Genomic DNA, 24,786 nt, shown 5'->3' with positions numbered 1-24,786 from the left:
GCCTCAGCCCCCTCCAGTTCGGCGCGCTCAACGGCATGTACGTCGGGGTGACCGCGCTGGCGCCGGGCCCACTCCTCGTTCGTGCGTGCCCTGCTACAGGGCCCCGAAGCCCACCTTGCGCGGGGCCGCCTCACCCAGCTCGACGTACGCGAGGCGCTCGGCCGGGACCAGCACCTTGCGACCGTGCTCGTCCACGAGGGTCAGCAGCTGCGACTTGCCGGCCAGTGCCTCGGCCACCGCCCGCTCGACCTCCTCGGGGCTCTGACCGCTCTCCAGAACGATCTCGCGGGGCGCGTGCTGCACGCCGATCTTGACCTCCACGGCTATGTCCCTCCGACGGTCAGTGAAGTGCGCGACCTTCCGCGCCGTACTCCGCACACATTAGCCCGGTGAGGGGACGGACACGCTCCGCCGGTGCACGCCAGGAGCGAACAGCACACGGGAACAAGTGACCGGATCAGTGGTGCTGCTCGCTGCCGTGCAGCGGGAAACCGGCGATGCCGCGCCAGGCCAGCGACGTCAGCAGCTGGACCGCCTGGTCGCGCGGGACGCTGCGGTCGCTGTGCAGCCACGAGCGGGCCACCACCTGGGCGAGGCCGCCCAGGCCGGAGGCGAGCAGCATCGACTCGGCGCGCGAGAGGCCGGTGTCCTCGGCGATGACCTCGCAGATCGCCTCGGCGCACTCGGTGGTGACCTTGTCCACGCGCTCGCGCACGGCGGGCTCGTTGGTCAGGTCCGACTCGAAGACCAGCCGGAAGGCGCCGCCGTCGTCCTCGACATAGGCGAAGTAGGCGTCCATGGTGGCGCGGACGCGCTGCTTGTTGTCGGTGGTCGACGCCAGCGCGCTGCGCACCGACTGGATCAGCGCCTCGCAGTGCTGGTCGAGCAGGGCCAGATAGAGGTCGAGCTTGCCGGGGAAGTGCTGGTAGAGCACCGGCTTGCTGACCCCGGCGCGCTCGGCGATGTCGTCCATGGCCGCCGCGTGGTAGCCCTGCGCCACGAAGACTTCCTGGGCGGCGCCCAGCAGCTGGTTCCGCCGGGCACGGCGCGGCAGGCGCGTGCCCCGCGGGCGCGCTGCCTCTGTCTGCTCGATGGCTGTCACGCCGCCTCCCAAAGTCGTCCCTGTGCGGTGTGCGCCGCGCCGCCATCGTACTTTTCGGTAACCGTACTGTGCGCGGTGCGAGCGCAGAATTTCACGGACCGGACGGTGCGGAAACCGGCACAGAAGGTTTCCAACGGGCTCAGTCCGGGCATAAGAGGGCGCCGCCGCTGCTCAGCGGCGGTCCGTCGCCGTCACCGTCACCGGTAGTCGTCCTCGTCGAGCGAGACGACCCGTGCCTGCTCGGCGAGATCGGCCTCGTTCGCGCGGCCGGGATCCGCGTCCGTCAGCGGATCGTCGCCCTCCGGCGCGATGTCGGCCTGCTGCTCGGCCGCGTCGTCCTCGGGCGCCTCGACGTCGATCTCCGTGCCGTCCTCGGCGGCGCCGTCGTCCTCGGCGTCCTCGAACGTCCCGGGGTCGCTGGGATCGATTGCCATGCTGGGCTCCCTTCGGTGGACATCCCCGCGGATGTCCTTGTGTACGTCATGTACGTCCGTGTACCTGCCCGGCGGAAGCCGGGACTGTACGCGGGTGCCCTCGCTACGAGCGTAGGAGACACCCGATTCCCGCGCCATGCGATCCGGGACGGCTCTCCGCGCCGTCCGCCGCAACGCCTCCCGCGCCTCATCCTGTGACGGCGAACACATGAATCGCGGCGTGATCGTCTCGTAACATTGCCGCATGTCTTCGACCGACCTGCCCGCCGTGCCGCCCGCGAACGTCCTGCCCAGGGTGGCGCCCGCCGGGTCCGGGGCCGGGGAGGCCGGGGAAGGGGAGCGGCTGCGCTCGGTCGAACTGCCGGGAATCACGCTGACGGTGCGTTCCCGGCCGCCCGCGCGCGAGGGCCTGCCGCGCGCGCTGTACGTGCACGGGCTCGGCGGTTCCTCGCAGAACTGGACGCCGCTGATGGCCCTCCTGGACACCGACGTGGACGGCGAGGCGCTCGACCTGCCGGGCTTCGGGGACTCCCCGCCGCCGGACGACGGCGACTACTCGGTCACCGCCCACGCGCGCGCGGTGATCCGCTACCTGGACACGGCGGACCGCGGCCCCGTCCACCTCCTCGGCAACTCCCTGGGCGGCGCCGTCTCCACGCGCGTGGCCGCGCTGCGCCCCGACCTCGTGCGCACCCTCACCCTGGTCTCGCCCGCGCTGCCCGAACTGCGGGTGCAGCGCAGCGCCCTGCCGACCGGGCTGCTCGCGCTGCCCGGCGTCTGCGCGCTCTTCACCCGGCTGACCCGGGAGTGGACGGCCGAGCAGCGGGTCCGCGGGGTGATGGCCCTCTGCTACGGCGACCCCGGCCGGGTCACCCCCGAGGGTTTCCACGCCGCCGTGCAGGAGATGGAGCGACGGCTGCGGCTGCCGTACTTCTGGGACGCGATGGCGCGTTCCGCGCGCGGGATCGTCGACGCGTACACCCTGGGTGGTCAGCACGGTCTGTGGCGGCAGGCCGAACGGGTCCTCGCGCCCACCCTGCTGGTCTACGGCGGCCGGGACCAGCTCGTCGGATACCGCATGGCCCGGCGCGCGGAACGGGCCTTCCGCGACTCCCGGCTCCTCACCCTGCCCGACGCGGGCCATGTGGCGATGATGGAGTACCCGGAGACGGTGGCGACCGCGTTCCGTGAACTCCTGGCCGAAACGCGGGAGTCGGGGGCGTGGGCGGCGCCGGGCGGAAAGGCCGTAGGCTCCCGGGGTGCGGTCGCCGACGAGGGCGCCCGCGACGCGGAATTGGGAGGCTGACGGACCAGGTGGGACGCCACAGCCGCCGCGGACCCGCCCCGAAGGGCGACAGCGCGGGCACAGCGGGCACGACAGCGAGTACGGACGCGGCCCGGCAGGGCCGGGACCGCAGGGGCCACCGGGACGGCTCCGAGGGGCCGGGCGGACCGGTCCCCGGCGGCCGGCCGGCCGGTCAGCCCGGTTCCCCCGGTCAGCCCGCAGCGCCGATGGCGCCGCCCGGCCCCGGAACGGGCCCGGCGCAGGCACCGCAGCCGCGCCGGGGTCCGGGCGCCGCCGCGCCGGGCCGCGGTCCCGGCCCGGACGGAACTCCCGCACAGGGGTTCCCCCGCGTGCCCGCGCCGAACGGGACACCCGCGCACGGTGTGCCGCGGTTCCCCGACGGGACGCCCGCGCACGGCGTGCCGCGTATGCCGGACGGGACGCCCGCCCATGGCGTCCCCCGCTTCCCGGACGGGACCCCCGCGCACGGTGTGCCGCAGGCGCGTGGCGCTCATCCCGAGCAGCGGGAAGCCGGGGGCGGCTGGGGGGAGTTCAGGTCCAAGCCCGGACACGCAGGAGCAGGAGCGGCGGCGGGGTCCGTCGAGCCCACCGGTGCCGCGGGCCCCGGCGTCCCCATCCCGCGGCAGCGGCGGGCGCGGTCCGCCCCGGGGTCCGGACCCCGGCAGGACTACCTCGACGCGTTCCGGGACGGAGCGGCGGAAGAGGGCGGCGACAGCGGCGACGGCGACGGTACGGAGCGCGGCGGGGACGGCGCGACCGGCGCCACCGCCCGCTCACGCGGCGCCTCCCGGGGCACGCTGCCCCGCCCGGTGCCGGTCCAGTTCGCCCCGCCCACGGGACCCACCGCCGCCGGTACCGGCACGAGCCCGGTCGCGGGCGTCGGGCCGCGCGCGGGCAGCGGTGGCGGTGGCGGCCGTGGGGACGACGGCGACGGCGGTGACGGCTCCGTGCCGCCCGCCGCCGACGCGGCCCCCGGCGGCAAGAGCGCCAAGGGCACCAAGGGCGCCAAGGGCCGCACCTTCACCGGTATCGCCGCCGCGGCCGTCACCACCGTGCTCGCGGTCGTCGTGGCCGGGCAGGTCGCCGACGACCGCTCCGAGGCGGGCGCGGCGCAGACGGCCGGCGGCCAGGACGAGGGCGCCCGGACCGCGCTGGGCGGGGGCGTGCAGGCGAGCCCGTCCCCCTCGCACAGCGCGGTCGCGCTGACGTACGAGCAGAAGATGAACCTGAAGTACCCGCTGAGCCCCGCGCTCAAGGGATCGGGCCGGTTCGACGTGGTCCCCGGTTTCGCCAAGGCGCCGGGGCACGGGCGCAAGTTCACCTACCGGGTCGACGTGGAGCAGGGCCTCGGGCTCGACGGCCGGCTCTTCGCGGACGCCGTGCAGAAGACGCTCAACGACGACCGCAGCTGGGCCCACGGCGGTGCGCGCACCTTCGAGCGGGTCTCCTCCGGCGAGAGCGACTTCGTGATCACGCTCGCCAGCCCCGGCACCACCGCCGTGTGGTGCGAGAAGTCGGGTCTGGACACCACCGAGGACAACGTCTCGTGCGACTCGGCCGCCACCCCGCGCGTGATGATCAACGCCTACCGCTGGGCGCAGGGCGCCAGGACCTACGGCGACCGGATCTACCCGTACCGGCAGATGCTGATCAACCACGAGGTCGGCCACCGGCTCGGCCACAACCACGTCACCTGCGAGAAGGACGGGGAGCTGGCACCGGTCATGCAGCAGCAGACGAAGTTCCTCGACCATGACGGAATTCACTGCCTGCCGAACTCCTGGCCCTATCCGAAGAGTTGACGGACGGTGTGCGGGGCGGCCGCGGAGGAGCCGCGCGCCGCCCTCCGATCATGTTGACAATGCGCCGAATGTTCGTTCATATTTCTGCGCATGTGGTCCCGTCACTCCGTCAGCAGCGCCGCCATCGAGATGGCGCTCCTCGGCGTGACCGCCCTCTGTGTGGCCGACATCCACTGTTGCTGACGCCCGCCCCCGGCGTGCGCGTCGCTCCGTTCTCCCCTTCGCCCTGACCTTCCGCGTCCTGGTGCGCTCCCGCCGAGCGCCGTCGCGCGGCAGTACGGTCCCCGGTGGTCCGACGACCCGTCGCCGAGGCAGACGTCTGTTCAGATTCGTCTCATCACTCGTCCGACCGTCTCGCGATCCGAGACGTGTCCGGGACATCCCTTCCGAGAGGTCGTCATTCCGATGCGCCAACCGTCCGTCTCAGCCCGCCGCGTGGCCGCGGTATCCGTCAGCCTGGTCGTGGCAGCGGGCGCCGTCGCCTGCGGGCCGAAGGACAACGATGCCAAGAGCACCGGCGGCGACTCCCGGCCCCACAAGGGCGGCACCCTGAACGTCCTCAACGCCCAGCCCCAGCAGGACTTCGACCCGGCGCGCCTCTACACCTCCGGCGGCGGCAACGTCCCCTCCCTCGTCTTCCGCACCCTCACCACCCGCAACCGCGAGAACGGCGCCGCCGGTGCCAAGGTCGTCCCGGACCTCGCCACCGACACCGGGCGCCCCAGCAAGGACGCGACCGTGTGGACGTACACCCTCAAGGAGGGGCTGAAGTACGAGGACGGCACGCCGATCACCTCGGCCGACGTCAAGTACGGCATCGAGCGCTCCTTCGCGCCCGAACTCTCCGGCGGCGCCCCCTACCTGCGGGACTGGCTGGTCGGCGCGGCCGGCTACCAGGGGCCGTACAAGGACAAGAAGGGCCTCGCCGCGATCGAGACGCCGGACGCCCGGACGATCGTCTTCCATCTGAACAAGCCCGAGGGCGAGTTCCCGTACCTGGCCACGCAGACCCAGTTCACGCCGGTGCCCAAGGCCAAGGACACCGGCACCAAGTACGAGGAGCACCCGGTCTCGTCCGGCCCGTACAAGGTCGTCAAGAACGAGAACGACGGCGAGCACCTCGTCCTGGAGCGCAACCCGAACTGGTCCGCCGCCACCGACGCCGAGCGCAAGGCGTACCCGGACCGGATCGACGTACGGTCCGGGCTCGACTCGTCCGTCATCAACCAGCGGCTCTCCGCCTCCCAGGGCCCCGACGCCGCCGCCGTCACCACGGACACCAACCTCGGACCGGCCGAACTCGCCAAGGTCAGCGGCGACAAGGCACTGGCCGCGCGCGTGGGCACCGGCCACTTCGGCTACACCAACTACCTGGCCTTCAACCCGAAGGTGAAGCCGTTCGACGACATCAAGGTGCGCCAGGCCGTCGCCTACGCCATCGACCGGTCCTCGGTCGTCAACGCGGCCGGCGGCAGCGCCCTCGCCGAGCCCGCCACGACCTTCCTGCCGAACCAGAAGTCCTTCGGCTACACCCCCTACGACCTCTTCCCGGCGGGCACCTCGGGCGACCCGGCCAAGGCCAGGGAACTGCTGAAGCAGGCCGGTCACCCCGACGGCATCACCGTCACCCTGACCCACTCCAACAGCAAGGACTTCGAGACCAGCCCGGAGATCGCCACCGCCGTCCAGGACGCGCTCAAGAAGGCCGGCATCACCGTCAGGCTCCAGGGCCTGGAGAAGAACGACTACTCCGACAAGACGCAGAACGTGAAGACCGAGCCGGGCCTCTTCCTCGCCCACTGGGGTGCCGACTGGCCCTCCGGCGGCCCCTTCCTGGCCCCGATCTTCGACGGCCGCCAGATCGTCCAGGACGGCGCCAACTTCAACAGCGGCCAGCTCGACGACACGTCCGTCAACGACGAGATCGACGCGATCAACAAGCTGACCGACCTCGACGCCGCCGCCGCGCGCTGGGGCGCCCTGGACAAGAAGATCGGCGAGCAGGCCCTGACCGTGCCGCTGTTCCACCCCGTCTACAAGCGCCTGTACGGCAAGGACGTCAAGAACATCGTGATCAGCGACTGGACCGGTGTGCTGGACATCTCCCAGGTCGCGGTGAAGTGACGCCGTGAGCGAGGCACTTGCCGCCTCCCCGGCCGCCGGGACGGACATCCCCGTCCCGGCGGCCGCGGGGGCCCACCGGTTCTGGCGGCGGCTGCGTGCGCAGCGCGCCGCCCTCGTCGCGGCGGCCGTCGTCGCGCTGCTCGTCCTGATCGCGCTCGCCGCGCCGCTGCTCACCGCGCTGGAGGGCCAGGACCCCACCACCTACCACCCCGGCCTGGTCGACTCCGCGCGCGGCGGTGTGCCCATCGGCTCGTTCGGCGGCGCGAGCGGCGACCACTGGCTGGGCGTCGAACCGCAGACCGGCCGTGACCTGTTCGCCCGCCTGGTCTACGGCGCCCGGGTCTCGCTGGGCGTGGCGCTCGCCGCCACGCTCATCCAGGTCGCCATCGGGGTCGCGGTCGGCGTCGCCGCCGCGCTCGGCAACCGCTGGGTCGACCAGCTGCTCAGCCGGGCCACCGACATCATCGTCTCGATGCCGCTGATGATCATGGCCCTGGCGCTGCTGGCCATCGTCCCGTCGAGCTTCCCGCGCCCGGTGCTGGTCACCCTGGTCATCGGCCTGATCGCCTGGGGCAACATCGCCAAGATCGTGCGCGCCCAGACCCTCACCCTCAAGGGCCTCGACCATGTGGCCGCCGCCCGGCTCAGCGGCTGGGGCGCCGTGCGCATCGTCCGCCGCGAACTGCTGCCCGGCCTCGCGGCCCCCGTCATCACCTACGCCGCCCTGCTCGTACCCACCAACATCTCCGTCGAGGCGGCGCTGTCCTTCCTCGGCGTCGGCGTGAAGCCGCCCACCCCGTCCTGGGGGCAGATGCTCACCGCGGCCGACGTCTGGTACCAGGCGGCGCCGCAGTACCTGATGCTGCCCGCGGGCGCCCTCTTCGTGACCGTGGTCGCCCTGACCGTCCTCGGCGACGGCGTCCGCACCGCCCTCGACCCGCGCGCCGCCTCCCGCCTGCGCATCGGCACCGGCCGCAGGCGCGAGTCGGCGGCCGGGACCGGTACGGAAGCCGGTCCGGAGACCGGTCCGGAGACCGGTCCGGAGACCGGGGTGGAGTCCGGTCCGGGGGTCGGGGTGGAGCCCGGTCCGGAGACCGGTGCGGCGGCGGCCGACGGGACGTCCCAGTCCCAGGACCAGGCCAAGGAAGCACGCAAGGAGGCCACCGCGTGAACGCCTTCGGCGGACTCGGAGGGTTCGTGCTGCGCCGTGCCTTCGGCGCCCTGATCACCCTCCTCGCCATCTCGGTGATCGTCTACGTCGTCTTCTACGCCACCCCCGGCAACGTCGCCCAGATCAGCTGCGGCCCGCGCTGCTCGCCGGAGCAGGTGCACCAGGTGGCCCAGCAACTGCGCCTGGACGAACCGCTGTACGTGCGCTACTGGCACTTCCTCGAAGGACTTGTCGCCGGCCAGGACTACTCGACCGGCACCTCCGTCGAGCACTGCTCCGCGCCCTGCCTCGGGGTCTCCTACCAGTCCGGGCGGCAGGTCCTGAGCATCATCCTGACCAAGCTCCCCGTGAGCCTGTCCCTGGTGTTCGGCGCGATGGTGCTCTGGCTGATCCTCGGGGTGGGCACGGGCGTGCTCTCCGCCTGGCGGCGCGGCCGGATCTCCGAACGCGTCCTCACCGCCGTCACGCTCGCGGGCACCGCCACCCCGGTGTTCGTCATCGGCCTGGTCCTGCTGATCGTCGTCTGCGGCGAGTTCCAGTGGCTGCCCTTCCCGCAGTACGTGAGCCTCACCGACGACCCCGAGCAGTGGGCGTGGAACCTGATCCTGCCGTGGCTCTCGCTGGCCCTGATCGAGGCCGCCGCCTTCGCCCGGATGACCAGGGCGTCGATGCTGGAGACCCTCGCCGAGGACCACATCCGCACCTTCCGCGCGTACGGAGTGGGGGAGCGGGCGATCGTCGGGCGGCACGCGCTGCGCGGCGCCCTCGCCCCCGTCATCGCGCTGAACGCCAACAACGTCGGCTCGGCGGTCGGCGGCGCGGTCCTCACCGAGACCCTGTTCGGCCTGCCCGGGATCGGCCAGGAACTGGTGCACGCGGTGAACGTCGTGGACCTGCCGGTGGTCGTCGGCATGGTCCTGGTCATCGGCTTCTTCGTGGTCATCGCCAACGCCGTCGCGGACGTGCTGTTCGCGGTGGCCGACCGACGGGTGGTACTCGCATGAGCCCGAAGAACTTGCGGAATCCGACCGGTTCCGCCGCGGCGGCGACCGGTTCCGCCGAGGCGAGCCTCGTCGAGGTGGCGGACCTGACCGTCGCGTTCGGGGCGCTGCGCGCCGTGGACGGACTCTCCTTCCGGCTCGCCCCCGGCGGCGCGCTCGCCCTGGTCGGCGAGTCCGGCTCGGGCAAGTCCACGGTCGCCTCCGCCCTGCTGGGGCTGCACCGCGGCACCGGCGCGCGGGAGGGCGGCACGGTCCGGGTAGCCGGTACCGATGTGCGGTCCGCCTCCGAGGAGGAACTGCGGCGGCTGCGCGGCGGGACGGCCGCCATGGTCTTCCAGGACCCGCTGTCCTCCCTCGACCCGTACTACGCGGTCGGCGACCAGATCGCCGAGGTGTACCGCACGCACACGCGTGCCTCGCGCCGGGCGGCACGCGCGCGTGCCGTGGAGGTGCTGGACCGGGTCGGGATCCCCGACGCGGCCCGGCGCTCCCGCTCCCGGCCGCACGAGTTCAGCGGCGGCATGCGCCAGCGCGCCCTGATCGCCATGGCGCTCGCGTGCGCGCCCGACCTGCTGATCGCCGACGAGCCGACCACCGCGCTCGACGTGACCGTCCAGGCCCAGATCCTCGACCTGCTGCACACGCTGCGCGAGGAGACCGGGATGGGGCTGCTGCTGGTCACCCACGACGTGGGCGTCGCCGCCGAGAGCGTCGACGAGGTGCTGGTCATGCGGCACGGCCGCGCCGTCGAACACGGTCCCGTCGCGGACGTGCTGGGTGCCCCCGGCGCGGCGTACACCAGGGAACTGCTGGCGGCGGTGCCGCGCCTGGAACGCCTGCGGACGGTGACCGACGGGTCCGGGGACGTGCCGGAGGCGCCGGACGCGCCTCAGCCGGACGCGCCTGAGGCGCCGGTGCGGGAGGCGCGGGAAGAGGCACCGGAGGGCCACGGGTCCTCGCGGACCGGAGCCGGAGCCGGGGCCGAGGCCGAGGTCGTCCTGGAGGCGGCCGGGCTGCGGCGCGAGTTCGGGCGCGGCCGACGGGCGCTGGCGGCCGTGGACGGTGTCTCGCTGACCGTGCGGCGCGGCGAGACCCTGGGGATCGTGGGCGAGAGCGGCAGCGGCAAGACCACGCTGGGCCGGATGCTCGTCGGACTGCTGGAGCCGACCGCGGGCGAGGTGCGCTTCGAGGGCCGGGCCAGGGCCGGGGTGGACCCGGCCGTGCAGATGGTCTTCCAGGACCCGGTCTCCTCCCTCAATCCGCGCCGCAGCGTGGGGGAGTCCATCGCGGACCCGCTGCGGGCACGCGGCGAACGGAGCGAGGAGCGCATCCGGGAGCGCGTCGGCGGACTGCTGGAGCGCGTCGGGCTCGAACGCGCGCAGTACGACCGCTATCCGCACGAGTTCAGCGGCGGACAGCGCCAGCGCGTGGGCATCGCGCGGGCGCTCGCCGCCGACCCGCGGGTGATCGTCTGCGACGAGCCCGTCTCGGCGCTCGACGTCACCACGCAGGCGCAGGTGGTGGCCCTGCTGGGCGAGTTGCAGCGGGACCTCGGCATCGCCCTGGTCTTCGTCGCCCACGACCTCGCGGTGGTGCGCCAGGTCAGCGACCGGGTCGCGGTGATGCGCCGGGGCCGGATCGTCGAGGAGGGCCCGGCCGCCGAGGTGTACGACGCGCCCCGGGACCCCTACACCAGGCAGCTCCTGGCCGCCGTACCGGTGCTCGACCCGGAGGCCGCCGCCCGGCGCCGCGCCGCCCGCCGGGAGCTGGCCATGGCCTGACGCCGCGTAGCCACGTGATCTCCCGGTGCGACGGAACGCCGTCGGCCCGGGAAAGTTACGCCCGTTCACCCCTTCCGGTGGCGCGACGGACAACCGTCCGTCGCGCCACCGGTCTGTCCGCATACGTTCTTCCCGCTGCGAGCCGCCGGTGCGACGGCGGCTCTCCACACGGGAGAGAACGGGGGTGCACGCGTGCGCATCGGACTGGTGACGGAGGGCGGCTACCCGTATGCGAGCGGGGACGGCACGCTCTGGTGCGAACGGCTCGTACGCGGGCTCGGGCAGCACGAGTTCGACCTCTACGCGCTCAGCCGCAGCCGCCGGCAGGAGGACGACGGCTGGGTCCCGCTGCCCCGGCAGGTCGGCCGGGTCCGTACGGCGCCCCTGTGGGGGACCGAGGACACCGGCGCGCGCCACGGACGCCGGGCGCGCCGCCGCTTCGCCGAGTACTACGGGGAACTGGCGGCCGTGCTGTGCGCGACGGGGGCGGCCGGACGGACCGGGCGGACCGCGCAGACCGCGTGGGCCGGGCAGGGTGGACAGGGCGGCCGAGCGGCGTGGGCCGGACAGGACGGCCGGGCGGCGTGGGCCGGGCAGGACGGCCGGGCGGCGTGGGCCGGGCAGGACGGCGCGGGTCCGGTACGCCGCTCGGACGACGAGGCGGACCGTTTCGCCTACGCGCTGTACGGCCTCGCGGAACTCGCCCGCGACACGGGCGGCGGCCTCGCGGGCGCGCTGCGCTCGGAGAGCGCTGTCCGCGCGCTGGAACGCGCCTGCCGCGCGCCCGGCGCCCACCGCGAGGCGCGTGAGGCGCGCGTACCGGATCTCCTCGGCGTGGCCGTGCACGTGGAACACGCCCTGCGCCCCCTGACCCTGGACTGGTACGGGGACGACGGCCTCGGGGCCGCCGACCTCTGCCACACTGCGGGCGGCGGCACCGCGGCCCTGCCCGGACTGCTCGCGCGCCACTTCTGTGACGTCCCCCTCCTGGTGACCGAGTACGGCGCGCCGCTGCGGGCGCACCACCTGGCCGCCACCGCCGCCCGCACCGCCCCGGCCGTGCGGTCCCTGCTGGCCGCCTTCCACGCCCGGCTCGCCGCAGAGGTCTACCGGCAGGCCGCCGTCATCACCCACGGCAACGCCCACACCCGCCGCTGGCAGGAGCGCTGCGGCGCCGACCGCGCCAGGCTGCGCACCGTCCCTCCCGGCATGGACGCCACGCCGTTCGCCGAGGCGGGCGAGACGGGTGGGGTGGGGGCGACCGGCGGTGCCGGTGCGACCGGCGGGAGCGGCGGCGCCGGGGCTCGCACGCGGGCGCACGGCGCGGACACGCTGGTGTGGACCGGCCGCGTCGAACCGGCCAAGGACCTGGTGTCCCTGCTGCACGCCTTCACCGAGGTCCGCTGGGCGCACCCGGGGGCGCGGCTGAGGATCGTGGCCACGACGGCGGCGCCGGACGGTCCCGAGGCCGCCGACTACCTGGCCCACTGCAAGGCACTGGCCGCCCAGCTCTTCCCGGACGAGGCCGAGGGCCCGCACACCGCCGGCGAGAACCCGGTCTCCTTCGAGGAGGTGGGCGGCCCCGAGGCGCCGACCCTCGCCGACGCCTACGCCTCGGGCGCCGTGGTCGTCCTGTCGAGCGTCGTCGAGGGCTTCCCGTCCGGCCTGGTGGAGGCGATGTTCTCCGGGTGCGCCACCGTCTCCACGGACGTCGGCGCGGTCGTCGAGGTCATCGGCGGTACGGGGCTCGTCGTGCCGCCGCGCAATCCGCGGGCGCTCGGTGAGGCGTGCGTGGCGCTGCTGCGCGACCCCGAGCGCCGTGCGCGCCTGGGCGCCGCCGCCCGCGCCCGCGCGCTCGAACTGTTCACCGTCGAGCAGAACATCGCGGCATTTCACAGCATTTACCTGGAGGTCGTCTCCCGGTGCCCGGTCCGGCGCGTGCTCCTGGACGACTCCGGCGAGCCCCTTCCGTTCGCCGCCCCGGCCGAGTCCCACCTCGCCGGGCCGCCCGGATTCCCCGGCCCGCCCGACCGCCGGACCGGCCCGGCCGCCCGGCACCCGGGCACCGCCGCCTCCCCGGGTTCCGCCGCCGCACCGGCCCGCACCGCCCCCAGCTGGGCGGCCGCCGCCCCCGACCGCACCCCGACCCGCCGTCCGGCCACGGAGGCCGCCCGATGACCACCCCGAGAGAATCCGACCACCCGAGGACCCCGACCAGCCCCGGCGCCTGGGGCGCGGGCCCGGCGGAGCGGCCGGTGGCGGCCGACGGCACCGGCGGGCGTGGCGGGGCGCGGGGACACGGCACCGTGCTCGACCGGGCCCGCGCCGCCGCTCCGCGCCGAGGCGCGGCCGACCCGGTCACCTCCCTGCTGCACCGCCACCGCGAACTGTGCGAACGCGCGGTCGACCCACTGGAGATCGCCGCCGGTCTTGAGGCGCACGGCGTCACCGACCGCACCGCCGCCCGCTACCGCCACCGCGACGTCTTCTCCCTGGCCGAGGAGATGTACGCCCGTATCGCCCGCGACACCGCCGCGTCCGCGCCGCCCCGGGACGACACCGCGCCCCGCGCGCGTGCGGGCTGGATCCTGCTCGCCCTGCTGCCCGGCGCCCTGTGCGCGGCGACGGTCGCCGCAGTGCGCCTGACCACGGGCCCGGTCCGTCCGGCGGTGGCGGCGGTCGGGCTGCCGGCCCTGGCCCTGGCCGTGCACGTCCTGCTCCGCCGCGGCCCGCTCGGCAGACGCGAACACCCCCGGGGCGGCCCGCGCACCCCCGGCACCCACGCCTGGACGTACTGGCTCCTCGCCTACGCCGTCCTCGGCGACGGCCTGCTCGGCGCGGCGGTCCCGGGCGGCCCCGACGGACTGCCCGACGGCACCCGGACCGGCCCCTGGCCGCTGGCGACCGTCCCCGTGCTGGCGCTCGCGCTCGCCTGCGCACCGGCGTGCTGGGCCGCGCACCTCTTCGCGGTGCGCGCCCGGCGCGCGCTGACGGCCAGCCGCGGCCTGCACGAGTTCGCCGCCTCCGTACGGCCCCTGCTTCTCGTCGTGTTCACCCTCTTCCTGGGCGCTCTCGCCGCCCTGCTCACCGCCTGCGGCAGGGTCCTGCACGAGCCCGCCGCAATCGTCCAGACCCTCGCGCTCGGCGCCCTGCTGCTGCTCGCCCGGCTGCTCACCGCGCACGGCTCCACCCACGCCCCGGCCGCCGCGCTCGCCACCGCGGCCACGGTGGAGGCGACGGCCCAGGCGAGCGTCTTCGCCGCCCGTCTCCCCGGCTGCGACCCGCTCGCCGTCCCGGTCGACACCCTCGTGACCGCCTGGGGGCCGGGCAGCATCCCCGCCCTCGCCTGCGGAGCCGCCGCCCTCGCCCTCCTCATCCACGCGGCCCGCACCCTGACCAGGGCCTCGGCCCACGCGCAGGCGGAGAAGCAGCCGTGACGGACACCCGCCGCCCCGGGCCACGGACCGCCGGGCGGCCCTCGCCCTCCCACGGCCACCTGAGCCCCGGTGAAGCCGCGCCCGGCGCACGGAAGCCCGCCGGTCCCGCGCCCGGCGCACGGTCGCCGGGCGAGCGGTCCCCGGACGGACGCGCTCCCGGTGGCCGGGACATCGGCGCCGTACGCCACCGGCGCACCCCCACACGCGACCGCACCGGGCCGGAGCCGCAGGCGGATCCGGCCCCGCGCGGACCACGGGCGTCCGGCCCCGCCGCCGGAGCCCACCGCACCACCCCCCTGAAGGAGAACACCAGATGACCACCGCCCGATCCGGAGCGTCCGGAGCTTCCGGAGCCACCGGAGCGCACACCCCGGGAGCCGCCCGATGAGGGTTCTGCTGATCGGAGCAGGCGGATACCTCGGCCGCTTCGTCGCCGACCGCCTGCTCGCCGACCCGGCCGTCCAGCTCACCGCACTCGGCCGCGGCGACGACGCCGACGTCCGCTTCGACCTCGCCACGGGCAGCCCGGGAGCGCTCACCCGCTTCCTGGACGCCGTCCACCCGGGCGTCGTCGTCAACTGCGCCGGTGCCACCCGGGGCGGTGCCCGCGAGCTCACCCGGCACAACACCGTCGCGGTCGCCACCGTCTGCGAGGCGCTGCGCCGCAGCGGGTGCGGGGCCCGTCTGGTGCAGATCGGCTGTGGCGCCGAGTACGGCCCCAGCCAGCCCGGTTCCTCCACCGCCGAGGACGCCGTCCCCCGCCCCGGCGGCCCGTACGGGGTCAGCAAACTCGCCGCGACCGAACTCGTCCTCGGCTCCGGCCTGGACGCCGTCGTGCTCCGCGTCTTCTCGCCCGCCGGTCCCGGCACACCGGCGGGCTCGCCGCTCGGCCGGCTCGCCGAGGCCATGCGCCGCGCCATGCAGTCCGGCGACGGCGACCTCAAACTCGCGGGCCTCGGCGCCCAGCGGGACTTCGTCGACGTCCGCGACGTGGCCCGCGCCGTGCACGCGGCCTCCCTCTCGGCCGCCCAGGGCGTCATCAACATCGGCTCCGGCCGCGCGGTCCGGCTGCGGGACGCCGCGTCGGTCCTGGCGCGTGTGGCCGGATACGGCGGCGCCCTCCACGAACTCGACGGCCCGCCCGGCGGCCACCTGCGACCCACCATCGGCCACCCGCGCAGCGACCCCGACCACCCGGCGCCGGTCGCGTACCCGTACCCCGACGGCTGCGGCGGCTGGCAGCAGGCCGATGTGCGCACCGCGCGCGACCGGCTCGGCTGGCGCCCCCGGATCAGCCTGGAGGAGTCGCTGGCCGACATCTGGATGGAGGCCGCATGCCGTATCTGACCGGCACCGCGGCAGGCGGCTCCCGGACCGCCGTCCGCGCAGGACTCGGCGTCCCCGGCTGCGCGCACCCCCTGCTCGCCCCCGCCGAGTGGAACGCGCTCACCCGGCCCGGGACGCCCCTGCACTGGACGGTCCTCGACGTCGCCGACGGTCCCGGCGTCCGGCCCGACCCGCGCTGCCTGGAGGCGGCCGGGCGGCTGCGCAACGCGGGCGTCCGGGTCCTCGGCCGCCTCGACCTGCTTCGGGGCACCCGGCCCCGGGGGGAACTGATCGCCGACGCGCACCGGTACCTGGAGTGGTACCAGGTCGACGGCTTCCTCCTGGACCGCTGCCCCGCGAGCAGCGCGGGGCTGCCCGAGACCCGCCGCACGATCACCTCGCTGCGGGCCCTGCGCGCCGACGCCCACCTCGTCCTCGGGCACGGCACCCCTCCGTACCCCGGATACGCCGAGTACGCCGAGCAGTTGGTGACCTTCGACGGGCCGTGGAGCGACTACCGCTTCTCGCAGACCGCCGAGTGGACCGCGGACCATCCGCCCGAGCGTTTCTGCCACTTGGTGCACGGTGTTCCGCGCGGTCATCTGGACGAGGCACTGCGCGTCGCCCGCTGGCAGGGCGCGGCCACGATCTGGTTCACCGACCGCACGGATCACGGCGGCCGACGGGCCCCCTGGGAGGGCCTGCCCGGCTACTGGGACGATATTGTCTCGCTGGTCGGAACAGGTGTCTCGGAATGAAGAAGGCCGTGGCAGTGTTACGGGGAGAACAACCGTAGTGATTGACCGACCAACGGAGTCCCCGTGTCGCTGCCACCCCTGGTCGAGCCAGCTCCTGAGCTCACCGTAGACGAGGTCCGCAGGTACTCCCGCCACCTGATCATCCCCGATGTGGGGATGGACGGGCAGAAGCGGCTGAAGAACGCCAAGGTGCTCTGTGTGGGCGCCGGCGGCCTGGGCTCGCCGGCGCTGATGTACATGGCCGCCGCGGGCGTCGGCACGCTCGGCATCGTGGAGTTCGACGAGGTCGACGAGTCGAACCTGCAACGCCAGGTCATCCACAGCCAGGCCGACATCGGCCGCTCCAAGGCCGAGTCCGCGCGTGACACCGTCAAGGGCATCAACCCTTACGTGAACGTGGTCCTTCACCAGGAGCGGCTCGAGGCCGACAACGTGATGGACATCTTCAGCCAGTACGACCTGATCGTCGACGGCACGGACAACTTCGCGACCCGCTACCTGGTCAACGACGCGTGCGTGCTGCTCAACAAGCCGTACGTGTGGGGCTCGATCTACCGCTTCGACGGCCAGGCCTCGGTGTTCTGGTCCGAGCACGGTCCCTGCTACCGCTGCCTCTACCCGGAGCCCCCGCCCCCCGGCATGGTCCCCTCCTGCGCCGAGGGCGGCGTGCTGGGCGTGCTGTGCGCGTCCATCGGCTCCATCCAGGTCAACGAGGCCATCAAGCTCCTCGCCGGCATCGGCGAGCCGCTGGTCGGCCGGCTGATGATCTACGACGCCCTGGAGATGCAGTACCGCCAGGTCAAGGTCCGCAAGGACCCCGACTGCGCGGTCTGCGGCGAGAACCCGACCGTCACGGAACTCATCGACTACGAGGCCTTCTGCGGCGTCGTCTCCGAGGAGGCCCAGGCGGCGGCGGCCGACTCCACGATCACTCCCAAGCAGCTCAAGGAGTGGATCGACGACGGCGAGAACATCGAGATCATCGATGTGCGCGAGCCGAACGAGTTCGAGATCGTCTCCATCCCCGGCGCCCGGCTGATCCCGAAGAACGAGTTCCTCATGGGCACCGCCCTGGAGGGCCTGCCGCAGGACAAGAAGATCGTTCTGAACTGCAAGACGGGTGTCCGCAGTGCGGAAGTCCTCGCGGTGCTGAAGTCCGCGGGCTTCTCGGACGCCGTGCACGTCGGCGGCGGCGTGATCGGCTGGGTCAACCAGATCGAACCGAGCAAGCCGGTCTACTGAGCCGGACTCCGGGCGACCGGACCGGCAGTACGAGCCCATGGCCCCCGCCCACGGCGGGCGCCATGGGCGCGTGTCGTTCCACCCGGCTCCCCGCCCCGCCGCACATCCCGCCGCCCGCCCGGACCGCGCGGCGGGCCGGGCGGTCAGGAGCAGACCGTGCCGTCCCTCGGCACCGTGCCCTCCAGCAGATAGGCGTCGACCGTCGAGTCCACGCAGTCGCTGCCACTGCCGTACGCGCCGTGGCCCTCGCCCTTCCAGGTCAGCTCCACGCCGACGCCCTTGCCGAGTCCGTCCGCCATCTTGCGGGCGCCCTCGTAGGGGGTCGCCGGGTCGCCGGTGTTGCCGACCACGAGGATCGGCGCCGCGCCCGGCGCACCGACCCGCGGGGTGTCGTACTGCCCGGCCACCGGCCAGTCGTGGCACCAGCCCGCCGTGTCCCAGCTCATGAAGGCACCGAACACGGGGGAGATCCGCTCGAACTCGGGCAGCCGCCGCTTCGCCTCCTCCGGCGTGGGCCGCTGCCTGTCGTCCAGGCACGATATGACCCGTTGCGCATGGGTCGTCGTGCCGTAGTGCCCCGAGGCGTCGCGGTCGTTGTAGGAGTCGGCCGACGCCAGCAGTCCCGTCCCGTCGCCCCGCTGCGCGGCGGCCAGCGCAGCGGTCAGCCTCGGCCAGCTGTCCCTGCTGTACAGCGGCAGGACGATGCCGGTCAGGGCGAGCGTCTGCGTCAGCTTCCGTCCCGAGGCGGTGGGCAGCGGCTTCGCGTCGATCCGCGCCAGCAGGTCCGCGATCCGGCGTGATCCCCGCGCGGGGTCCTGGCCGGTGGACTTCAGATAGTCCTCCAGCGCCCGCTGGAAGCCCCGGGTCTGGTTCAGCGCGTGGCCCACCGTGTCGGCCGTCGGGTCGACCACCGCGTCCAGCACGATCCGCCCGACGTGCCCGGGGAAGAGGTGGGCGTAGACGCCGCCCAGCTCGGTGCCGTAGGAGATGCCGAAGTAGTGCATCCGGCGGTCGCCGAGGACCTGGCGCATCAGGTCCATGTCGCGGGCCGTGTCGGTCGTCGAGACATGCGCGAGGAGCTTTCCGGCCGCCTTGGCGCAGCCCCGGGCGAAGTCGGCCGCGTCCCGCAGGAACGCCCGTTCCTCGGCCGGGGTGTCGGGCGTCGTGTCGATGGCCTCGGCGGCCTGGATCCCGCGGTCGGCGCGGCAGCGGACGCCCTCGCTGGCGCCGACGCCGCGCGGGTCCCAGCTCACCAGGTCGTACCGCCGGCGGAGGGTGCTCACCGCGGAGGCGTACGCCGGGAGCGTCTGTACGCCCGAGCCGCCGGGGCCGCCGAAGTTGAACAGCAGGGAGCCGGTGCGCTCGCCGGTGGCCCCGGCGCGGATCAGGGCGAGGCCGATGGTCTCGCCGCCGGGACGGGACCAGTCCAGCGGCGCCCTGAGCGTGGCGCACTGCCAGTCACGGCCCGGCGCCGGGGAACCGGCGGTGGGCTCGCAGCGCCCCCAGACGAGCCGCTGGGACGTCAGGGAGGAGGGCAGCGCCGAGGCGTCCCCGGCCCCGCCCGCGCCTGTTGCCGAGGAGGCGCCCGGCGACGACGCGTCGGCCGGTGACGAGGCGCCGGTTCGTGGATCCGGCCGTTCCTTGCCCGGGTCCCCGCCCGTGCCGTCCGGTCCACCGCACCCGGCCAGCAGCGCCGTGGCGGCGGCCGCCGCCGCCCACCGTGCCAGACGTCCCATGCCGCATCCCCCCTCATGCGCACCCACGCGCTCCCACGCACTTCCGCGGATCGGCCCGCGGGAAGCAGTCAGGCCATGGTAGGCGGATCGAGATCAACCGGGGGAAGCCTGTGGATAACGCTCTGACCTGGGGTTTTATGGCTTGATGGTCCGGGATTCTCCGGTCCGGGGACGAGGGTGGCGGCTAGGCGCAGACCGTCCCGGCCGCCGGTACCCTGCCGTCGAGCAGGTAGCCGTTCACCGCGCTCTGCACGCACTTGTCGCCGCTGTTGTAGGCGCCGTGGCCCTGGCCCTTGTAGGTCAGTTCCACGCCGACGCCCCGCCCCAGCGCCTCCACCATCTTCCGCGCGCCCTCGTACGGCGTGGCCGGGTCGCCGGTGTTGCCCACGACCAGGATCGGCGCCGAGCCGGGCGCGCTCACGTCCGGGTGATCGGCGGCGCCGGGCACCGGCCAGTCGGCGCAACTGAGCATGCCCCAGGCCAGGAAGTCCCCGAACAGCGGGGAGGCGGCCCGGAACTCGGGCAGCTTGCGCTGCACGTACGCCGTGTCGTAGCGCTGCTTCTCGTCGGAGCAGTTGATGGCCACGTTCGCCGCGGTGAGATTGCTGTACTCGCCGTTCTCGGTGCGGCCGTTCATCGCGTCGGACAGCAGCATGAGGATCCTGCCGTCACCGGCGTAGGCCTGCTCCAGGCCCTCGGTGAGCGGCCCCCACAGATCTTTGGAGTACAGGGCCTGGGCGATGCCGTTGGTCGCGGCCGTCTGGGTCAGCAGCCGCGGGAAGATGCCGGGGATCGGCTTGGCGTCGAGCTTCTTGAGCAGGGCGGCGACGCGGTTCTCGACGTCCTGGGCGGTGGTGCCGACGGGGCACTTGGACTTCGTGACGCAGTCGTGCGCGAAGTTGTCCATGGCCAGCTGGAACCCCTTGGCCTGCCCGAGCGAACTCTGCTCGGGCGTCTGCGTCGGGTCGACGACCGCGTCGAGGACGGCCCGGCCCACGTGCCCGGGGAAGAGGTGGGCGTAGACGCCGCCCAGTTCGGTGCCGTAGGAGATGCCGAAGTAGTGCAGCCGGGCGTCGCCCAGGACCTGCCGCATGAGGTCCATGTCGCGGGCCGCGTCGGTCGTGCGCACATGGGGGAGGACCCGCGCGGAGTTCTTCTCGCACGCCGCGTTGAACTGCTCGGTGTTCTTCAGGAACGTGGCGCGCTCGGCGGCGTCGTCCGGTGTCGCGTCCTGCTGGAAGTACCGGTCGAGCTGGGCGTCGCTCTCGCATCGGACACCCGCGCTGCGCCCCACCCCGCGCGGATCGAAGCTGACCAGGTCGTATCGCGTGCGCAGGGGGGCGTAGTCCTGCGCGAACGAGGGCAGGGTGCTCACCCCGGAGCCGCCGGGGCCGCCGAAGTTGAAGATCAGTGAGCCGATGCGCTCGCCCGGTCCGGCCGCCCGCGCGCGGATCAGCGCGATGCCGATGGTGTCCCCCCGGGGCCTGCTCCAGTCCAGCGGTGCCTTCATGGTGGCGCACTGCCAGGTGCCGCCGTCCGGCAGCGGGGAGGGTGTCGTGCCGCCGCCCTCGGACACGGCCGGGGCCGGACAGTCCGTCCAGTCGAGCTTCTGGGCGGTCAGGTCCCCGCTCCCGGGTCTCTCGTCGCCGCATCCCGCCAGCAGGGCGGCCAGCAGCACGGCGGTTGCGGTCAGGGCGGCAGCACGCGGCCCGCGCGGGTTCGGCATGGCTCCATCCTCATGCCGCGGGCGCACTCCCGCGCGGGGCGTGTGCCGTCCGGGGTATGTGCGGCCCGCACACCGGAAGACGTCCTTCCGCGATGGCGGAACCCACACTTCTGCCGAGTCCCCGCCGTACCTTTCTCCGGGCCCCGCCATACCGCCGCCGCCGTACACCCCTGAGGCCGCGAGCCCGCCGTGTCCCTACAGGGCGCCTCTGCGTGTCGTCCCTACAGGGCGCCCTTGCGCGTCAGATGGTTGAAGGCCAGCCACCCCGGCAGCACCGGCAGCCAGAGCGTCAGCAGCCGGAACATCAGCACCGCCGGTGCGGCCACCTCCTTGGGCAGCCCCACCGCGATCAGACCGACGGTGAGCGTGGCCTCGACCGCGCCCACCCCGCCGGGCGTCGGGGCGGCCGAGCCGAGGGCGTTGCCGGCGAGGAAGACCACGGCCACGCTCGCGATGCTGAGCGAGGTCGACTCGTCGCCGAACGCCCGGATGGAGGCGTCCAGGCACATCACGAAGCAGGCGGTGAGCAGCAGCATGCCGCCGATGCCGGTGACGAGCTTCTGCGGGCGCTGGAGCACGTCCAGCATGCGCGGCACGACCCCCGCGAAGAGCGACCGCACGCGCGTGACCACGAACTTCCGCAGGAACGGCACCGAGGTGACCACCAGCACGAGCACCGCGACCGTCAGCAGCCCGGCGATCACCGTCCGGGACGGCGACAGCGACGGCGTCTTCTCCGTACCGGTCAGATAGCCGAAGGACAGCAGCATCAGGATGTGGCAGCCGAGCCCGAACAGCTGGGACGCGCCCACACTCGCCACCGCGAGCCCCGGGCGTACGCCCGCGCGCTGCAAGAAGCGCGTGTTCAGGGCCACACCGCCCACCGCGGCCGGTGCCACGATCTTCACGAACGACCCGGCGACCTGGGCGGCCACCGTCCGCACGAACGGCACGCGCTCCGGCACGAACCCCAGCAGCGCCATCGCCGCCGCCACATAGCTGAGCGCCGAGAACGCCACCGCCGCCGCCAGCCAGCCCCACTGGGCGTGCGCGAAGAGCGTGTTGAACTCGATGTGCGTGAGCTGCGTCAGCAGGTAGTACGCGCCGATGGCACCGGCGATGAAGCTGATCAGGGTGCGCGGCCGTACGCGCTCCAGCCGGGCCGGCTCCACCGGGGCCTGCGGCCTGATCCGCAGCACCTGGTGGCGGATCTGGGTCAGCAGATCGTCCTCGCGGGCCCCGTCTATGGCCTCCTCGATGGCCCGCTTCTCCGCCCGTGCCTCGGCACGCTCGGCCTTCTTGCCCTGCTTGTCCTGCTTCTTGTCCGGCCTGTTCCGGTCCGCCGCCTCCGGCTTGTCCAGGACGACGCCGGGCGGGGCACCGGCGTCGGCGCCGATGTCAGCGCCGATGTCGGCGCTCTGCGCGGCGTGCTCCAGGCGGGTCTGCTTGGCCTGCCGGGACGCCTCCAGGACCGCGTCGCGCTCCCGCTGCGCGCGCTCCCGCGCGAGCCGGCGCAAGGTGGCACGGGTGGAGCGGGTCAGGGCGATGGGCTGGAGCATGGGCAGGCAGTCGGCGACCGCGTCCGGCCCCAGCACGTCCACCGCGGAGGCGACGGCGCGTTCGGCGCCCACCCGCAGGCCGAGCGTCGTCACCAGCTGGGCGACGTCCATGCGCAGCAGCAGATCGCCCGCGGCGATCTCCCCGCCGCGCAGATCGGTCAGGATCACCTTGCCGGAACGATCCACCACGATCGCGTCACCCGACAGCCTGCGGTGCGCGATGCGCCGGGACTGCAGAGCCCGCACCTGCTGCCAGGCGAGGCGCAGCAGCTCGTCGGTGATCTCCTCGTCGGGCAGCGAGTCGAGGGTGCGCCCGCCGGTGTGCTCGTAGACGAGCATCACGGCGTCGGGGCCCAGCTCGGAGGTGGCGATCAGCTTGGGCGCGTTGGCACCGGCCGCGATGGCCGCGTAGGCGAGGAGCGCCTCCTGCTCCAGCGCCTGGCGCAGCGACTGGAGGCTGCTGCGGGTCGCGAATCCGCGCAGGGTGATGTTGCGCCACAGCCGGTAGAAGAAGCCCTGCGCCTGCTGTTCGCGGTCGACGACCGTGACGTCCAGCGGCGGGCCGTCCTCCAGGGTGACGAAGTAGCGCCGGCCGCGGTCGCCGTTGTCCGCGGTGGTCTCCGCGGCCTCCTGGCGGGCCGCGCTCACCGGGTGGAAGCCGACGGTCTGGAGCCCCGCCATCAGGGTCCGTCCGGTGGGGCGGACGTTCGGTGAGCCGACCGCGTACAGGGTGCCGTAGGCGATGGACCAGCCGATCAGCACCGTCAGGATGATCGAGAACGGTGTCGTGTACCCGGTGACCAGCATGGAGAAGGCGTCGAGCAGCAGCACGATCCACAGCACCGAACGCCAGCGCGGCCTGCGGGACATGCCGACCGCCGTCATGTACGCGATGACCGGGGCGAGATAGCCGTGGACCGGGTCGGTCAGCGCGTGCAGATTGCCGGGGGAGGGCTGGGTGAGGGCGTCCTGGATCGAGCCCGGGGCGGCCTTGGCCACCCACAGGTCGGTGGCGAGCGTCACCCCGTGTGCCAGGACCGCCGCGAGGACACCGTCCGCGATCCGCAGTCCGTCGCGTTTGATCAGCCGTTCGATCGCGAAGGCGACCGGGACCAGCAGGATCGCGATGCTGGACACCAGCCCGGCGATCTTGATGAGCAGGTCGGGGGCCTGCCCCGTGCCCTTGTTGATGTCCTGTTCGAGGCCGGAGGTGGTGCCGTGCGCGAACGCGGCGACGGCGAGCAGGACGGCGATGGCGAGCACGCCCACGAGCAGCCGCATCAGGTCCGAAGGACGGTGCACGCGCGCGGGGAGCAGCGGCTCGTCACCCTCCAGTTCGTCGATGTGGGCCACGTCGGCACTCTCGTCGGGCCGGTCCTGCGCCGCGTCCGTCCCCTTCGCGGGGTCCTCGGCGGAGTCCTTGTGACCGGCGGGGTCGGCGGGGTCGGCATGTGCGGCACGGCTGACGGGGTCGGCACGGTCGGCATGGTCGGCGCGGTCGGGGTCCGGGCGCGACGAGACCCCAGAGGTGCCCTCCGCGTCGTCGGGGTGCACACCCTGCTGTTTCATCGTCTCTTCTTGGTCTCGTATCACCGGTCACCGCCCGCACGATGGTGGCATGCCCCGCCGACACACGGGGGCATCAGGGTGCATATGCGGGTCCGACAGTCTGCCCCACGCGCCGCCCGCGAGCGAGGCGGCCGGTTCGCGGGGACCCCGCCGCGCTGTCGGTGGTGTGCGGCAGGATGGCTGGGATGAGCGAAGTGAGCTTTCCCGGCGGCGAGGGGCCCGGCGGCCCGCAGGAGCTGCCCGAGTACGCCGAGCGGGTCCTGGAGGTCGCCGAGGGGATCCCGGCGGGCCGGGTCATGACGTACGGGGACGTCGCCGAGTGGCTGGAGGAGGGCGGACCCCGCCAGGTGGGGCGCGTCATGGCGCTCTACGGCGGCGCCGTCCCCTGGTGGCGGGTCGTCCGCGCGGACGGCACCCTGCTCCCGGGCCACGAACTGCGCGCGCTCGCCCACTACCGCTCCGAGGGCACACCGCTGCGGGAGGCGGGCCGGGCGGCCGAGGGCCACCTGCCCCGGCTCGACATGAGGCGGGCCCGCTGGGACGGCGACAGCGGCGGACGTGCGCAGGGTCACACCTGACAGCTTCCGCCATCCGGCGGGCCCGTGGGGAGCCCGGAACCCGTACGGGCGAATCCGGGCACCGGCGGGCAATGCCGTACGTTCGTGCAGTGGGGGACACCCGTGACGGCGGTGCCCGCGGTGCCCGGTGAGGC

The 24,786-nt window shown here is 73.9% G+C and carries 19 protein-coding genes; 13 read left to right on the top strand and 6 right to left on the bottom strand.

Annotated features, from left to right (window positions below):
* Positions 1–93 precede the first annotated feature (93 nt).
* The 3 genes from ACWDYF_RS23825 to ACWDYF_RS23815 form a co-directional block, all read right to left on the bottom strand.
* Complete coding sequence (locus ACWDYF_RS23825; protein WP_018571277.1) at positions 94–321, bottom strand: DUF3107 domain-containing protein; 228 nt, start codon at positions 319–321, stop codon at positions 94–96.
* Between the two features lie 136 nt (positions 322–457).
* Positions 458–1,102 carry a TetR/AcrR family transcriptional regulator gene (locus ACWDYF_RS23820; RefSeq protein ID WP_018571278.1) on the bottom strand — a complete coding sequence of 215 codons (645 nt, stop codon included), beginning with the start codon at positions 1,100–1,102 and terminating at the stop codon, positions 458–460.
* Between the two features lie 197 nt (positions 1,103–1,299).
* Positions 1,300–1,536 carry a hypothetical protein gene (locus ACWDYF_RS23815; RefSeq protein WP_018571279.1) on the bottom strand — a complete coding sequence of 79 codons (237 nt, stop codon included), beginning with the start codon at positions 1,534–1,536 and terminating at the stop codon, positions 1,300–1,302.
* A 244-nt stretch (positions 1,537–1,780) separates the two neighbouring features.
* Here ACWDYF_RS23815 and ACWDYF_RS23810 point away from each other — a divergent pair, with 244 nt between their 5' ends.
* From ACWDYF_RS23810 to moeZ, 12 genes are all read left to right on the top strand, one after another.
* Entirely contained in the window at positions 1,781–2,842 is a 1,062-nt protein-coding gene (locus ACWDYF_RS23810; RefSeq protein ID WP_389474620.1) for an alpha/beta fold hydrolase, read from the top strand.
* An 8-nt stretch (positions 2,843–2,850) separates the two neighbouring features.
* The gene (locus ACWDYF_RS23805) at positions 2,851–4,644 is read left to right on the top strand and encodes a DUF3152 domain-containing protein (RefSeq protein ID WP_389474622.1); all 1,794 of its coding nucleotides are present in this window, start codon (positions 2,851–2,853) and stop codon (positions 4,642–4,644) included.
* Positions 4,645–4,734: 90 nt separating this feature from the next.
* Positions 4,735–4,827 carry an Ms4533A family Cys-rich leader peptide gene (locus ACWDYF_RS23800; protein WP_018571282.1) on the top strand — a complete coding sequence of 31 codons (93 nt, stop codon included), beginning with the start codon at positions 4,735–4,737 and terminating at the stop codon, positions 4,825–4,827.
* Between the two features lie 222 nt (positions 4,828–5,049).
* Positions 5,050–6,768, top strand: a complete 1,719-nt coding sequence (locus tag ACWDYF_RS23795; protein WP_381742433.1) for an ABC transporter substrate-binding protein — start codon at positions 5,050–5,052, stop codon at positions 6,766–6,768.
* Positions 6,769–6,772: 4 nt separating this feature from the next.
* Positions 6,773–7,939 (top strand): ABC transporter permease, encoded by a 1,167-nt coding sequence (locus ACWDYF_RS23790; protein WP_389474625.1) that lies wholly within the window; start codon positions 6,773–6,775, stop codon positions 7,937–7,939.
* A complete protein-coding gene (locus tag ACWDYF_RS23785; protein WP_389474627.1) occupies positions 7,936–8,943 on the top strand; it encodes an ABC transporter permease in 1,008 nt (335 codons plus the stop codon). Before ACWDYF_RS23790 ends, ACWDYF_RS23785 begins: the two co-directional genes overlap by 4 nt.
* The gene (locus ACWDYF_RS23780) at positions 8,940–10,721 is read left to right on the top strand and encodes a dipeptide ABC transporter ATP-binding protein (RefSeq protein WP_389474629.1); all 1,782 of its coding nucleotides are present in this window, start codon (positions 8,940–8,942) and stop codon (positions 10,719–10,721) included. The genes ACWDYF_RS23785 and ACWDYF_RS23780 overlap by 4 nt, the downstream gene beginning before the upstream one ends.
* Before the next feature lie 192 nt (positions 10,722–10,913).
* On the top strand, positions 10,914–12,899 hold the full coding sequence (locus ACWDYF_RS23775; protein WP_389466225.1) for a DUF3492 domain-containing protein: 1,986 nt from the start codon (positions 10,914–10,916) through the stop codon (positions 12,897–12,899).
* Complete coding sequence (locus tag ACWDYF_RS23770; RefSeq protein ID WP_389466228.1) at positions 12,896–14,158, top strand: hypothetical protein; 1,263 nt, start codon at positions 12,896–12,898, stop codon at positions 14,156–14,158. Before ACWDYF_RS23775 ends, ACWDYF_RS23770 begins: the two co-directional genes overlap by 4 nt.
* Positions 14,159–14,542: 384 nt before the next feature.
* A complete protein-coding gene (locus ACWDYF_RS23765; protein ID WP_018571289.1) occupies positions 14,543–15,505 on the top strand; it encodes an NAD-dependent epimerase/dehydratase family protein in 963 nt (320 codons plus the stop codon).
* A complete protein-coding gene (locus tag ACWDYF_RS23760) occupies positions 15,493–16,242 on the top strand; it encodes a spherulation-specific family 4 protein (RefSeq protein ID WP_389466232.1) in 750 nt (249 codons plus the stop codon). Before ACWDYF_RS23765 ends, ACWDYF_RS23760 begins: the two co-directional genes overlap by 13 nt.
* A gap of 63 nt (positions 16,243–16,305) precedes the next feature.
* Entirely contained in the window at positions 16,306–17,484 is a 1,179-nt protein-coding gene (moeZ, locus tag ACWDYF_RS23755; protein ID WP_037888165.1) for an adenylyltransferase/sulfurtransferase MoeZ, read from the top strand.
* A gap of 143 nt (positions 17,485–17,627) precedes the next feature.
* On the opposite strand, the gene ACWDYF_RS23750 is transcribed toward moeZ, so the two are convergent.
* The 3 genes from ACWDYF_RS23750 to ACWDYF_RS23740 all read right to left on the bottom strand — a co-directional run bounded on the left by ACWDYF_RS23750 (position 17,628) and on the right by ACWDYF_RS23740 (position 24,074).
* The gene (locus tag ACWDYF_RS23750; protein ID WP_389466236.1) at positions 17,628–19,220 is read right to left on the bottom strand and encodes an alpha/beta fold hydrolase; all 1,593 of its coding nucleotides are present in this window, start codon (positions 19,218–19,220) and stop codon (positions 17,628–17,630) included.
* Between the two features lie 184 nt (positions 19,221–19,404).
* The gene (locus ACWDYF_RS23745; protein WP_381742449.1) at positions 19,405–20,946 is read right to left on the bottom strand and encodes an alpha/beta hydrolase; all 1,542 of its coding nucleotides are present in this window, start codon (positions 20,944–20,946) and stop codon (positions 19,405–19,407) included.
* 221 nt (positions 20,947–21,167) lie between these two features.
* Positions 21,168–24,074 (bottom strand): lysylphosphatidylglycerol synthase transmembrane domain-containing protein, encoded by a 2,907-nt coding sequence (locus ACWDYF_RS23740; RefSeq protein WP_389466240.1) that lies wholly within the window; start codon positions 24,072–24,074, stop codon positions 21,168–21,170.
* A gap of 185 nt (positions 24,075–24,259) precedes the next feature.
* Here ACWDYF_RS23740 and ACWDYF_RS23735 point away from each other — a divergent pair, with 185 nt between their 5' ends.
* Positions 24,260–24,652: an MGMT family protein gene (locus ACWDYF_RS23735; RefSeq protein ID WP_018571295.1), complete on the top strand. Its 393-nt coding sequence runs from the start codon at positions 24,260–24,262 to the stop codon at positions 24,650–24,652.
* Positions 24,653–24,786: the final 134 nt, after the last annotated feature.

The organism is Streptomyces sp. NPDC003284, assembly GCF_053589675.1.
The sequence above is the reverse complement of the archived record's forward strand: the minus strand, read 5'-3'. Positions and strand labels throughout refer to the sequence as shown.

Excerpts from the sequence above, each read along its gene's own strand:
- ACWDYF_RS23800 (WP_018571282.1), top strand. The coding sequence starts at position 4,735 with ATGTGGTCCCGTCACTCCGTCAGCAGCGCCGCCATCGAGATGGCGCTC.
- ACWDYF_RS23815 (WP_018571279.1), bottom strand. The coding sequence starts at position 1,536 with ATGGCAATCGATCCCAGCGACCCCGGGACGTTCGAGGACGCCGAGGAC.
- ACWDYF_RS23750 (WP_389466236.1), bottom strand. The coding sequence starts at position 19,220 with ATGGGACGTCTGGCACGGTGGGCGGCGGCGGCCGCCGCCACGGCGCTG.
- ACWDYF_RS23765 (WP_018571289.1), top strand. The coding sequence starts at position 14,543 with ATGAGGGTTCTGCTGATCGGAGCAGGCGGATACCTCGGCCGCTTCGTC.
- ACWDYF_RS23760 (WP_389466232.1), top strand. The coding sequence starts at position 15,493 with ATGCCGTATCTGACCGGCACCGCGGCAGGCGGCTCCCGGACCGCCGTC.
- ACWDYF_RS23780 (WP_389474629.1), top strand. The coding sequence starts at position 8,940 with ATGAGCCCGAAGAACTTGCGGAATCCGACCGGTTCCGCCGCGGCGGCG.
- ACWDYF_RS23810 (WP_389474620.1), top strand. The coding sequence starts at position 1,781 with ATGTCTTCGACCGACCTGCCCGCCGTGCCGCCCGCGAACGTCCTGCCC.
- ACWDYF_RS23735 (WP_018571295.1), top strand. The coding sequence starts at position 24,260 with ATGAGCGAAGTGAGCTTTCCCGGCGGCGAGGGGCCCGGCGGCCCGCAG.
- ACWDYF_RS23770 (WP_389466228.1), top strand. The coding sequence starts at position 12,896 with ATGACCACCCCGAGAGAATCCGACCACCCGAGGACCCCGACCAGCCCC.
- ACWDYF_RS23795 (WP_381742433.1), top strand. The coding sequence starts at position 5,050 with ATGCGCCAACCGTCCGTCTCAGCCCGCCGCGTGGCCGCGGTATCCGTC.
- ACWDYF_RS23740 (WP_389466240.1), bottom strand. The coding sequence starts at position 24,074 with ATGAAACAGCAGGGTGTGCACCCCGACGACGCGGAGGGCACCTCTGGG.
- ACWDYF_RS23745 (WP_381742449.1), bottom strand. The coding sequence starts at position 20,946 with ATGCCGAACCCGCGCGGGCCGCGTGCTGCCGCCCTGACCGCAACCGCC.